This is a genomic window from Clostridium rhizosphaerae (assembly GCF_016765585.1).
GTDB lineage: Bacteria > Bacillota > Clostridia > Clostridiales > Clostridiaceae > Clostridium_AT > Clostridium_AT rhizosphaerae.
Window position 1 is genome coordinate 212,629 of the sequence record NZ_JAESWC010000001.1, and the last position, 13,393, is coordinate 226,021.

12 protein-coding genes are annotated in these 13,393 nt (G+C 32.0%); 4 read left to right on the forward strand and 8 right to left on the reverse strand.

The window, feature by feature from the left end:
* Positions 1-6: 6 nt before the first annotated feature.
* On the reverse strand, positions 7-1,647 hold the full coding sequence (gene abc-f / locus JK636_RS01055; RefSeq protein ID WP_202746980.1) for a ribosomal protection-like ABC-F family protein: 1,641 nt from the start codon (positions 1,645-1,647) through the stop codon (positions 7-9).
* A gap of 448 nt (positions 1,648-2,095) precedes the next feature.
* On the opposite strand from abc-f (JK636_RS01055), the gene JK636_RS01060 reads away from it, so the two are divergent.
* The gene (locus JK636_RS01060) at positions 2,096-2,650 is read left to right on the forward strand and encodes a DUF1697 domain-containing protein (protein WP_202746981.1); all 555 of its coding nucleotides are present in this window, start codon (positions 2,096-2,098) and stop codon (positions 2,648-2,650) included.
* 152 nt (positions 2,651-2,802) lie between these two features.
* A complete protein-coding gene (locus tag JK636_RS01065; protein WP_202746982.1) occupies positions 2,803-3,687 on the forward strand; it encodes an AraC family transcriptional regulator in 885 nt (294 codons plus the stop codon).
* Positions 3,688-3,748: 61 nt separating this feature from the next.
* Here JK636_RS01065 and JK636_RS01070 read toward each other — a convergent pair whose 3' ends face one another.
* The 7 genes from JK636_RS01070 to JK636_RS01100 form a co-directional block, all read right to left on the reverse strand.
* A complete protein-coding gene (locus JK636_RS01070) occupies positions 3,749-5,221 on the reverse strand; it encodes a DUF4179 domain-containing protein (protein WP_202746983.1) in 1,473 nt (490 codons plus the stop codon).
* A 1-nt stretch (position 5,222) separates the two neighbouring features.
* Positions 5,223-5,744 carry a sigma-70 family RNA polymerase sigma factor gene (locus tag JK636_RS01075; protein WP_202746984.1) on the reverse strand — a complete coding sequence of 174 codons (522 nt, stop codon included), beginning with the start codon at positions 5,742-5,744 and terminating at the stop codon, positions 5,223-5,225.
* Between the two features lie 196 nt (positions 5,745-5,940).
* Positions 5,941-6,477, reverse strand: coding sequence for a helix-turn-helix transcriptional regulator (locus tag JK636_RS01080; protein WP_202746985.1), 537 nt, complete (start codon positions 6,475-6,477; stop codon positions 5,941-5,943).
* Between the two features lie 14 nt (positions 6,478-6,491).
* On the reverse strand, positions 6,492-7,214 hold the full coding sequence (locus tag JK636_RS01085) for a 4Fe-4S binding protein (RefSeq protein ID WP_202746986.1): 723 nt from the start codon (positions 7,212-7,214) through the stop codon (positions 6,492-6,494).
* Positions 7,215-7,410: 196 nt separating this feature from the next.
* Complete coding sequence (locus tag JK636_RS01090; RefSeq protein ID WP_202746987.1) at positions 7,411-8,136, reverse strand: GNAT family N-acetyltransferase; 726 nt, start codon at positions 8,134-8,136, stop codon at positions 7,411-7,413.
* Positions 8,137-8,159: 23 nt separating this feature from the next.
* Positions 8,160-10,088 carry a ribosomal protection-like ABC-F family protein gene (gene abc-f, locus JK636_RS01095; protein WP_202746988.1) on the reverse strand — a complete coding sequence of 643 codons (1,929 nt, stop codon included), beginning with the start codon at positions 10,086-10,088 and terminating at the stop codon, positions 8,160-8,162.
* Between the two features lie 579 nt (positions 10,089-10,667).
* Positions 10,668-11,495 carry a GNAT family N-acetyltransferase gene (locus JK636_RS01100; RefSeq protein ID WP_202746989.1) on the reverse strand — a complete coding sequence of 276 codons (828 nt, stop codon included), beginning with the start codon at positions 11,493-11,495 and terminating at the stop codon, positions 10,668-10,670.
* A gap of 279 nt (positions 11,496-11,774) precedes the next feature.
* Here JK636_RS01100 and JK636_RS01105 point away from each other — a divergent pair, with 279 nt between their 5' ends.
* Together JK636_RS01105 and JK636_RS01110 are read left to right on the forward strand one after the other, a co-directional pair.
* Positions 11,775-12,272, forward strand: coding sequence for an HD domain-containing protein (locus JK636_RS01105; RefSeq protein ID WP_202746990.1), 498 nt, complete (start codon positions 11,775-11,777; stop codon positions 12,270-12,272).
* Positions 12,242-13,351 carry an acyltransferase family protein gene (locus JK636_RS01110; RefSeq protein WP_243428084.1) on the forward strand — a complete coding sequence of 370 codons (1,110 nt, stop codon included), beginning with the start codon at positions 12,242-12,244 and terminating at the stop codon, positions 13,349-13,351. Before JK636_RS01105 ends, JK636_RS01110 begins: the two co-directional genes overlap by 31 nt.
* Positions 13,352-13,393: the final 42 nt, after the last annotated feature.

Sequence of the window (13,393 nt, forward strand, 5' to 3'; positions counted from 1 at the left end):
ATAAAACTATTTTTTTAATTCCTTCAGCTCAGAAAGCGTTTCTTTATACTCCCTATCAAGCTTTTCTACATCATCCTTCTTGCTTGGCATAGAAAGTCTTCCTATAAGCTCTGAAAGTCTGTTTTCAAGTACTAATATTTTCTTTTCCCTTTCTTCCTTTGAAACATCCACCTTCTTATTTTTCTTTTCCAAAAATTCTTCATAGCTTCCTTTAAAGGAAATAAGTCTTTTATTTTCTATAGAAATTATATTATCCGCTACAGAACTTACAAACCTTCTGTCATGGGAAACGAATAGAATAGTTCTAGAATAATCCTTAAGTGCTTCCTCCAAGGCTTCCATAGAATATATATCCAGATAATTTGTAGGTTCATCTAATATAAGAAGATTTATATCCTGAAGAAATATTTTTGCAAAGGAGGCTTTAACCCGTTCTCCTCCGCTAAGTACCTCTACCTTTTTATAAATATCCTCATTTTTGAACAGAAGCCGTGCTAAAAGTGTTCTTGCAAAGGTTTCATTATAAATAGATTCCTTCATAACATTTTCGATTATGCTGAGTTTATCCTCCAATACATCAAGAGATTGACTAAAATAACCTATCTTAGCTCCCTGAGATAATTTAATAGAGTTATCACCTTTCATTATCATACTTATAAGAGTACTTTTACCACTGCCGTTAGCTCCTATAAGCACTGTTTTGGAGCCATTGTATATATCAAACTCTGCATCGCTGAAAATTATTTTATTATTAAAGGCTTTATTTATATTTCTTCCGCTTATGAGAATTTTGCTGTAAAGCTTATCTGTACTTAGAACATCAAGCTTTATCTTAGAAATATTTTTTGGTTTTTCTTTAACCTCTAAATGCTCTAGTCTTGCCTGCATATTCTTAACAGCTCTATCCAAGTTTGCCTTAGCCTTTTGGTTTCCCATCTTATGAAGTCTGGCTTCTGAGTTTCCCATTCTTGAGGGCGCCTTTTTCATAGTCCTGACTTTATCTTTTGTATCAACCACAGCAACTTCTAATCTTTCTTTCTCTCTTTCGTATTCTTCATACTCAAATTGAGCTCTTTCCCGCTCCATTTGCTTTTGATGTTTGTAGGCTGTGTAGTTTCCAATATAAAACTTTACTTTTCCATTTTCAATCTCTAAAATTTTATTACAAAGCACATCAAGAAACTCTCTATCATGAGACACTACTATCAAAGCTCCATCATAAGCCTTGAACTTTTCTTCAAGAAACTTTACAGAATCCATATCAAGGTTTGATGTAGGCTCATCCGCAAATATAAGTTGACTATTACTGTTAAAGCTTTGAGCAAGCTTAAATTTAGTTTTTTCACCGCCGCTCATATAATCTTTCCAACTGTCCTCAATATTAAATTTGCTTGCAAGCTCCCTGTCTACCTCTTCCTGCTCTGAAGATTCCAGCTGAGATATATAGCTAAAAGATCCATAACCTTTGACTAAGCCTTCATCAGGCCGAAGCTTTCCACATAATATATTCATCAAAGTAGTCTTTCCCATACCATTAAGTCCAACCACTCCTATACGGTCTTCAGAATAAATTTTTAGATTCTCTATATCTAGTATTAATCTATCACCATAATACTTTTTAATGTTTAACCCTTCAATCAACAACAAAAAAAACCCTCCTTATTAACCCGGAGAGGATAGTAGTTTTCTTATTAAATAATCATCTTTATATATGGACAGACTTATAGACCAGCTAGTTTAAGATATAATCCATCCAGATATAGAAAGGCAGCCATACTAAAGCACAAGCTATTATTTAAATTAAGATACCATCCACTCTCAAGTTTCAAAAAAATGTACGACTTACAAACCTTCTTTAAGAAGATTTTAAAATAAGCATTATTACATTTAAAAAACTATTTAAAAGCAGATTACATTCTCAATTCAAAAATACCTTACCCTTTCTTTATAGAAAGCTTTTGCTTCCCTACTTTTCATGAATATTTTAACTTATCTTTATAATATTTGCAACTTTTTTACAAAATTAATTTGAGGCTTTAGTTGGTATACAGTATACTTAAATAAAAAATGTTATCTCATAAAGGAGAATTTATGTATGATCACTTATATAGCATTACTTCGTGGAATTAATGTAGGCGGAAAGAATATTATCAAAATGGCTGAACTAAAAAAAGTATTTGAATCTCTCGGACTTTTTAATGTAAAAACATATATTCAAAGCGGTAATGTACTCTTTAAATCAGATGAAAGCGAAGAGGCCTTAAGAGACAAAATTGAACATGAAATAGAAGCAGTTTTTGGAATTTCTCTTTCTGTTGTTATAAGAACAGCTGCTGAAATAAATCAAATTATTCGTAATTGCCCATTTTCAGAAGCTCAGATAAAAGAAGCAGAAGCCTTGTCGCAAGTGGAAAGCCTATATGTATTACTATTGCTGCATACCCCTTTAGAAGAAAAGGTTCCTATATTAGAAGCTTATAAAAGTGAAAATGATGAATACAAAATTATAGGCCGAGATGTATTTCTTTTATTTAAAAACAGTGTTCGAAACTCAAAGCTTGCTGCTAATCTGCATAGACTTGAGGTACCATCAACTATGCGTAATTGGAAGACAATAAATAAACTTGCTGACTTAGCGAAGGATATATAAAACTCAACTGTTGTCAATCATCTTAGTGCATGTGTTGTTAGTAATTCTTAATCCAAGTCAAATTTCAATATCTTGTTCGGACAAATACCAGCACGCAATAACAGGATTATTTTTTACATTTATTATAAGATAATTATGACAGGAGGGATTATATGGATTGGATAACAGGGCTTCAGAAAGCAATTGACTATATCGAAACAAATATTTTAGAAAGCATTGATTATGAAGAAGTTGCTAAATGTGCTTACTCATCAAGCTTTCACTTTCAAAGAATCTTCAGCCTGCTTACTGGAATGACTGTTGGCGAGTATATACGAAACAGACGTTTAACTCTTGCGGGCATCGAATTATCAATATCAAAGTCAAAAATTATTGATGTTTCTCTAAAATATTGTTACGAAACTCCTGAGAGCTTTGCAAAAGCCTTTACTCGATTCCACGGGGTAACTCCTTCGGCAGCTCGAGAGCCGGGAGCTAACCTAAAATCCTTTAGCCGTCTGTCAGTAAAAATTATTATGGAAGGCGGAGATGTTATGGATTATAAAATTGTAAAAAAAGAGGCCTTTAAAGTAATAGGAAAAGCAAGAAGTTTTTCTAACGACAACAGCATTAGCTACGCAGAACTCCCAAAGTTTTGGTCGGAAAGCTATTCGGATGGCACTCTAGAAACTCTTATAAAATTAATTAAGAGCAGTAACCAAGTAATTGGAAATGCAGTTCTCGGAATCTGCGACAGTGTAAATAGTGTAGATAGTAAACACTTTAATTACTCCATTGGTGTGGAATCAGATGTGAATGAAGTTCCTGATGGATACTCAATAATCGAAATTCCTGCCTCAACCTGGGCTGTATTCAAATGTGTAGGCGCTATGCCTAACGCTATTCAAGATATGTGGCAAAAAATATATAGCGAGTTTTTTCCTCAATCAGATTATGAACCTACACAAGGCATAGATTTTGAATATTACCCTGAAGGTGATAACAGTAAAGCTGATTATATCAGTGAAATTTGGCTTCCTGTAAGGAAGAAAGCATAAAATGATGGGGCTGATGCATAACAGCCCCTATTCTAGTTAACAATGCTATAGCCTAATAGCATTACTTTGCTAAATCTATATTTATTTTATACTTTTCATCAATTTGAGGTTCATCAATAATAGGAATAGCAATCTTATATTTTTTTGTTTTATTAATAGGAGGAAGCTTAATAGATGCAATTCCTTCATTAGCATTTTCCATGACTGCTGTATAGCCGTCCTCAGCCCTTTCGACATCGTTATAATTTTCATCAAAAATTACAGCATTATCAAAATTTCTATAGTAATATAGTCCATTTCCTTCAATCTTAAAAGTTATTTTTGTTTCCTTATCAGTTGCCTCAATATTTTTTATAAAAATAGTATTACTGCTTCCAACCTTTATTCTCTGACCTATTAGCTTATCTATATTTGCAAATTCCCTGCCCTTGTCTATATTAAATATATGGGTAACATTATCTAAGAAATATCCGCTTGATTTTTCTTTTTCAGTCACAGGCCTGCTCTTTATTATCGTCTCCTGCGGAACTGTAAAATCTGAATTATTTACAGTCGTTTGAAGAATAGAATAGGTTACCTCGTTTATTTGCTTTGATTTTATTCCCCATTGCTTAAATATAGGGATTACAGTTATTGAATTTATGTCAGTTAAATCGTTAAGAATTTCTATTTTACCATTGTATTTTAGATTATTGGAACTTGAGCCTGAACTTTTAGTCTGAAGACACTTACCCTTGTCATCAATTATTATAAAATCCTTTATACCATTAATCATACTATTATTGGAAGAATCAAAAACACCTAAATAACTTAGAGTATTTCCTAAAGGACTCATCACTAATTTATCAACTTTTAATGTACTATTTGGTATCTTAACATCTTCATTCAAATTAATTACTTTTGAATTTGTTGGTTTATCAGCTTTAGAAACTTTAAACTTAAAATCCCATGGTCCTTTCACATCACCAAACCATACAATATTTAAATCAACAGCTATATCCTTTGATAAATCTAAATCAGCGACATTAGCATAGGTTACAGTTGCAAGCTTATTATCATTTACTTTTTTATCCTTGCTGTTTCTGGTTCTAATAAGATTTCCATTAAGCTTTATATGTCCCATATATCCACTGTTTTCCTTAAGATTTTCCCCCTCTTCAGTTGAAGTAATGGCTAATACATTATCGTCAATAACAATTTCATCAATAGTTATCTTTATTCCGCTTTTTTCTATTGTCTTATTTACGCTGGATGAAAATTGCTCAAATTTATCAAAACTTTCACCCATGCTTCCATGATTGATAAGCTTAAAAATAGAATTTATACCCGGAATAGCCTTGACTATCTCAGGATGAACAATTCCTGCTGTTACTGCAACGAATAGTATTGCTGCTGCCGCCGCTACCTTTTTATATGTTCTTTGTAATTTTATTGACCTCTTTTCTTTTCTTCCTCTTTCAATCCCCGCTTTAATTGCTAAGTCTACACTTCGTGGAATTTTAATTTCATTTTTTATATTTTCAAAATCATTCATACTAAATTATCTCCTCATTCATAAATACTCTTAACTTGCTTAAAGCCTTATTAAGATAAGTCTTTACAGTACCTACAGGATAATTTAAAACCTCAGAAATTTCGGTAATTGTAAGATCCTGAAAGTACTTTAGAATTATCACACTCTTATATTTGTCTTCCAACTTATCTATAGAACTCATAATATCAAGCTTTTCATCTATACTATTGCCTTCATAAGAATCTATACTATTTGAAAAATCCTCTGTTGTGTAAACTATTTTTTTATTCTTATTTATAAAGTTAATAGCGTTATTGATTAATATCTTAGTTATCCAAGTTTTAAAGTACTTTGCTTCCTTCAACTTATCTATAGATATGTATGCCTTATACACAGTTTCCTGGAATATATCTACAGCATCTTGCTCATTCTTAACATAGGCAAAAGCTGTTCTATATAAGCCCTCTTTACAGGCATCCATAAGATTTTCAAAGGCTTTTTCATTTCCCTTAATTGCAAGCTTTACTTGTTCCTCAAAATTCATTTTTAAACTCCTCAAACATTAAATTACATGTAATTAATATTTTACATCCATTAGACAATAAAAAGCATCAAACGGTTTTACAATATAGCAAAAAAAATGAGCTATAAGCTCATTTTTATATGTAAATTCATAAATTTTTTATACAATCAAATTAGATAACACTTAATATAACTTAGCTAGCTATTAAGAACATATTTCATATCAGAGAATCTAAAATCTCATTACTCCAGTCAACATATAGTTTCGCTTGGCGTATACCTAGATCTAATACTCTAAGAATATGTCTGTGATTATTATGCATATCAACAATTTTACTTAGTTCCCCATAAAACAGGTTAAATAATTTAAGTTTTTCTTCCGATTGTTCCTTAAAATGAATAATATGTCTTCTCATTTCTTCAGTATTTTTGTCGGTTGATAAAAACATCTTCAAAAGGAATTCACTTCTAGCAGTATCTTTTTCATTTTCTGCTTCCATCCATTTCTTAAATTCCTCTTCTCCTTTAGGAGTTATTTTATATCTTATTTTTTCACGCTTCATTTTTTCAGTTGATTCGTTGCTGGAAAAATCAATTAGTCCCTCTTCTATCATCTTATTAAGCTCAGGATATATCTGTCCAAAACTTTCCTGCCAAAAGAAGGACATTCTTATATCTATAGCTTTTTTCATTTCATATCCGCTTAGTTCTTCCTCCTGCAAAAGTCCAAGCAGTACGTATCTTGTTTTTTTCACTTATGTTCTCTCCTTTATTTAACCTTATAAGTAATGGCCTTTTTAGGACAGTTATCAACACATGCCCCACATAATATGCATTCGCTGTCGTACATATTTTCTCTCTGCACCTTCTCTGTTACATTAAGACTCATGGGGCAGCTTCTATCGCACATATGACAGCTTACACATGTATTTTTATCTGCAGATAGCCTTAGTCCTTTAATGTGAAGCATGTTTCCAAGCTTACTTCCTATCACCATAAATGGTGCCATCCAACAAAAATAATGGCAGAAAATTCTTTTACCAAACACTACAGATGGAATAAATATTAGACACACTACTCCATAGTATATTATATATCCATATATATTTGCTATTGATATTCCATGATCCGTCTGATAGAAGAAATCAACTGCTAATTCTTTCTTTCTAAATATAAAACATATAATTATAGCTATTATCCATATCACCCAAATTACATACTTTATATTGTTTCTCCACCCCTGCTTAGGTCTTTTATCATTAATTAACACAGCACATTCTTGTATTCCTCCCGCAGGACATAAATACCCGCAAAATAGTCTTCCAAGAAAAATGGAGCCTAAAAGCATTGTAATAAATATGATGAAACTTCCGTTAACTATGCCTTCCATTGCGCCTTGAATTATTAAATATGGCGATAAATAATATATGCTTATTGGAAAAAGCAGCATTGAGCTTATTAAAACCAGCTTTCTAGCATTTTGTCTTTTCATAATTAATCCCCCAATCAATATATCTTTTAGATATATATCTTAAAGATATATTAACATGGAAATTTTAGTATGTCAATGCAACTATTAAAATAAAAGGGACGAATATTCTTCGTCCCAAGAAGTTAATAAAATTCATCACAACTAAATTTACATTTTTATATCAAAGGCTCTTTTCAATGTGAAACAGGTTATATATTTAAATCCTTTTTTTTGAAGAATGAAGCTCAGCCCATACAGGAAAGAAACCTGCATTAATGGCGATGTTTTGCGAATGAAAATGCGATTCTACTGTTCCATAAAAAGGCACCTTTCCTCGTTTTAAAATTTCATTTTTTAAAAGGTTTACTAATTTTGTACCTATACCTCTCCCACGATACTCAGGCAATACATCAATACCAATCTGCCACATAGTTTTACTGTCTTCACTTGCTCCTGCCATACCCATAATGTTATCTCCATCTAAGGCCGCAACTGCAAGGATATCAGGCCGATCTTTATCAAAGGCAAAAGCCTCTTCAAATCTGCTGTCATTTTCAAATCTTAAAATATCTTCTGCATCATACCATTTTACACTAATATCAGTTTCTGAATATTTTATATCAGGATTAGGAAGATAGTAATGATGAACATCTTCTATTTCGTAACCAAATTCATTTAGTTTTCTATCTATTCTTCTAAGCTTAGGATACTCAAAAAACCAGGCAGGAACTCTATTTTTTAAATTTTCCTCACACCAAGGCATAATATCATTAGAAGCACTTATGATAATCTTTCCAGAAAAACATAATATTTTAATGGGTTCATCTTTACTTTTGTTTTCAACTATAATGTTTTCTGCTGTTTCAAAATCACATATCTTACAGCCATAATCAAGTGCAAACCTTTCTTTTGCAATCCTCAAAACTTCACTTTTTGTATACATATTTCTCCCCCTCTTACTATAAATTAATTGCTAAAACTCAGCCACATTTCCATAACACCTTCAAGTTCCTTCGAAAGCTCTTCTTTCCTGCAGAACAGCTTATTAAGTTCCTCGTAGTCAAGCCCTATAACTGACATGGCTAAGTCAAGCTCTTTAATTTCATTTTCAAGGCTTTCAACCCTTGTTTCTACCTTTGCCTTTTCAGCTTCTCTTTTTTTATTTTCATCCACTGTTTTAGGCTTCTTAGGTTTCTCAACCTTTACAACAGGCTCTTTTATAAGCTGCTGTTTTTGTTCATCCTTTATATTTTTATAATAATTATAACTGCCTAGATAGCTCTTAAAGGCATTATCCTCAATAGCTATAACCCTTTCACCAATCTTATTAATAAAATATCTGTCATGCGATATGAAAAAAATTGTTCCTTTAAAATCATCCAAAGCCTCTTCAATAGTTTCAATAGAATCAATATCAAGATGATTAGTAGGCTCATCCAGTATCAATAAATTTATATCCTCATATAAAAGCTTAGCCAGCTTAAGCCTGATTTTCTCTCCACCGGACAGGAATTTTACCTTTTTAAATACAGTGCTTCCATAAAACATGAATTTAGATAAATACTCTCTTGCCTTTCCCTCCAGTATATAAATATCTTCTCTGAAGCAGTCAAGCACAGTGAGTTCCTCATTATTAAAGGTTATTCTTTGAGGAAGATATGCAGCCATCACGCTGGCCCCTAATTCAACTTTGCCTGAATCAGGCATTTCTTCGTCTAAAAGCATCTTTAAGAAAGTTGTTTTTCCGCTTCCGTTTGGTCCAATTAAAGCTACTCTCTCACCATAATTTACAAGCAACTCAGCATTTTTAAAAATAACCTTATCCTCAAAGCTTTTAGATAGCCCTTCAGCTTTTATAGTTTCATTACCTGAACGCTGTGCAGCCTTTAAGTTAAGCTTCATATTTTTCTTTTCCAAAGCAGGTCTATCTATTTTCTCCATCTTTTCAAGCTTTATCTGCATGCTTGCGGCTCTTCTGAAGAATTTGTTGTTATCGGCTCTCATGGCCCAGTCTCTTAGATCCTTTATAGTTTTTTCCATAGCATTAATCTTCTTTTGCTGTTCTCTATAGTTTTCAAATTGAATTCTTAAGTTCTCTTCCTTTTGAGCAACATAAGAAGAATAGTTACCTTTATAAGTTATGCACTCCATATCCTCAACTTCTATAATTTTGTTTACTACATTATCAAGGAAGTATCTGTCATGGGATACTATTATTACAATGCCCTTATAGTTTTTAAGATAGCCTTCCAGCCACTCAATTGAATCCATATCCAAATGATTTGTAGGCTCATCTAACAGAAGTATATCAGGATTATCTATAAGAAGCTTTCCAAGAACTACTCTAGTTTTTTCCCCTCCGCTTAAAAGACTAAAATTCTTATTTAAGAAACTGTCCTCAAACTTTAAACCCTTGCAGACCCTGCTTAATTTCTCCTGCATTTCATAACCGCCTTTAACCTCATACAGCTGAGTAAGACGACTGTACTGATCCAATGCCTTATTAAGCTCATCACCTTCTGAAGTCCTCATCTTCTCTTCAAGATTTCTCATTTCAACTTCTATACTATGAACTTCCTCAAAGGCTAGGTTTAAAACCTCAATAACCCTTAAACCTTCAGGATACTCAGGTATTTGCTCAAGGTAAGCGCAAGTAGCTTCTTTAGGCTTCATAATAAGCCCTTCATCATAGCCTGGGCTAGATGTTTGAGGATAACCGGGCCAGTAGTTCATAGGCAGAACTCCAGCAATTAACTTAAGAATTGTAGTTTTCCCGCTTCCGTTTACACCTACAATTCCTACCTTTTCTCCTGAATAAACCTGAAAGGTTATATTTTTTAAAACAAGCGTAGCTTCCATATATTTTTTTATTCCATTTAACGATAATTCAAACATAATTTTTTTCTCCTTTTTTTGTCCTCCATATTTTAAGTCAGGCATTTTATGGACAGGCAGAAAAGCTTGCAACTACTATTTTCAAATACACTTTAAAGCAGATCTTTCATCAGAACTATTCAAATATAAATTCGATAATTGAAGCTATATAAAAAGACTGCAAGAAGACAATCTTCCTACAGTCTGAAAACACTCCATTATTACAATTCACTTGTTAAGATAAGCAAAAATTCTGTATATTAAGGTACCAATTATGCAAATCCTCTATGCGCAAAATTTCACTATAAAATTCAGCTTACATTTATAAATTATAATATTTAATTTCAGTAAAGTAAGTTACCTTCTAAATTGCCTTATTCCATAAAGAGCACAACTAACAAGCCTAAATATAATTAGGCAAATTAAAACTCATTATAAAATACATATTAATTTTGAATTAATTAATGTTAGCAATTTGCAGGCATCATAACTCACTTTCCCCTTTCGCAGTTTTTCTTTATTATATCATGTTTTGCATTTGATGTAAATAATCTCAAATAATGTATAAAATTCTATTTCTTATTTTAATAAACTCAAAATCTACATTGTTATACCCGGAAACATTAAGTTTTTTCTCACTTCAGTATAGCCAAAGGATTTGTAGAGCTCCACCGCCCTCTTATTTAACTCCCAAACCTCAAGTTTAGTTTTTTTCAATCCAACCAAATCAAAATAACCTAATATATAATTCATTATAACTTTTGACAATCCTTTTCCTCTATGCTCCTCAACAACAAAAACTGTTTCAATATATCCAAAACCGTCTTTTTCAAAAAAAGTACATCCTCCTGCTAACTTGTCATCAATGAAGAATGATAATATCTTAAAGTGTGGACACTTCATTTGCTCTTCTAAAGCATCTCTATCTAAACGCGTTATAAAAATGTTATCATATATATTCTTATATTCAGTAAAATCTTGATCAGATTCAATTTTCTGCTCTATTATTTTAATATTATCAGGAAGCTCATTATTAAAGTTACTTTGAATATGTGCCTCCATAATAATACTGTAGTCTCTTTCAAAGCCATTATTAATATAAAAGCTCATCTTTTCCTCGTCATATTCAAAAGCAGAATATATTCTTGCTATCAAATTCAATCTTTCATTTCTCAACTCCTTAGCTCTTTCAAATACCCTACTAAACAGCTCTTGTTTAACTTCATTTTTTAGGGATTCATTAAAGCTATCGTCAGCATTAATATTAATAAATATTATGTAAGGTGTTTCATAAGTCTGGTGATAATTTATAGAAGGATACGCGTAACTGCTGCCCAAAAACTCACCATCGTCATTAAAGGCTAAAAAAATATTTTCTTTGCTGTTGCCGTATTGATCTTCCTTTGGATTCACTACTTTTATATGCATTATATCCCCCCAATAAAATCACATTTTCCAGATAATACATCTCTTATTTTATTGTTACTCTACTTTTTATGCAATTCAAGGGAAAGTTTTATTATAAAAAAACTTTCCTAAGTTTATTGCTCTATTCCTATATTTATACTTCCATATTTATACACTCATGATATAATTTAATATATAGTTATTTTGAAAATAGAATTGTTTTAAACACTACATAATTCATTTATATTCAGGAATTCTGCAATGTTTTTAGATTAAGTTTAATACTCAAGGAGAACCATTATGACTAAAATATGTGAATTCACTTTAGAAATGATTAATTTTGACGCTGGAGAACCAGAGCTTATTCAGCACTTTATAAAAGTTCATGAGTTTGCACTTCTTATTGGAAGTATGGAGAGTGTTCCGTATAATATCATAGAAGTTATAGAAGCAGCAGCAATAGTTCATGATATTGGCATCAAAGTTTGCATGGAGAAGTACGGAGAGTGTAATGGAAAGCTTCAAGAACAAGAAGGCCCTGCTTATGCAGAAGAGCTATTAAATAGGCTGGGATTTAGAAAAGAACTTGTTGAGAGAGTAAGCTACCTGGTTGCACATCATCATACTTACTCCAATATCGATGGAATTGATTATCAGATTTTAGTGGAAGCTGATTTTCTTGTAAATCTATTTGAAAACCAAGAAGGTAAAGAAAATATACAGGCTGTTTATAATAAAATCTTTAAAACAGAGTCAGGAAGAAAGCTTTGCAGACAAATGTTTATGATAAAGGATTAAAAATGAGGAAATATTACATTGATAACATAAGAATTCTATGTATTTTTTTGCTTTTTCCATTTCATACATGTATGGTTTTCAATACCTTTAATGAGCCCTTTTACGTGTTTAGTACACCTGTTACCGTTCTCTCACAGTTTAATATAATCATATATCCGTGGTGGATGGCACTTCTCTTTGCTATTGCAGGAATTTCTTCTTCCTACGCACTTAAAAAGCGCAGCGGCAAGGAATATTTAAAAGAAAGAGTTTTTAAGCTGTTAATTCCACTTTTATTCGGAATTGTATTAATCATTCCTGTGCAAAGTTACTTAGCTGATATGTTTCATAATGGCTACTCAGGAGGATATTTTGAGCATTATATTGTATTTTTCACGAAACTTACAGATTTAACAGGCTATGATGGAGGCTTTACCCCTGCACATACATGGTTTGTGCTGTATCTATTTGTGATTTCTATAATTGCACTTCCACTCATGCTGTGGTATAACAAGAGAAATAAAAAAATCGATGGCGGCAAAATTAAAATGCCTACGCTTCTTTCTATGTTTCTTGTTATATTGCTAATGACTCCAATTATTGAACTTAGCGGAAAAAGTGTTGGCGAGTTCCTTGCATGTTTCCTGCTTGGATTTTTTCTGCTCAGTCTTGAGGAAGTTCAGGACAAACTTGCAAAATATCGCTGGATACTTGGAGTTTCATGGATAATCCTTATGGCTATAAGAAGCTTTATGCAGCTGAATAATATAGGACATGGACTTATATGGGATATTGAACAGCGTATGCTTACCTGGATCGGTATACTTGCAATACTCGGTCTCGGTAAAACATATCTCAATTTTAATAATAAATTTACTCAGTATTTCTCTCCAGCAGCATTTCCAATATACTTCTTTCATCAGTCTATATTAGTTATTGTTGCTTTCTATGCAGTAAGGTATACAAAACTAGTTTCCACGCAGTTTGCTTTAATCCTTTTATTAAGCTTTATTATTACATTGCTTTGTTATGAAATTTTAAGAAGATTTTCAGTAACCTGCTTTATGTTTGGAATTAAGAAAAAAAATACAAATGGCTAGTAAAAAAATATATACAATATTTTAAGTATATTAACATTAATT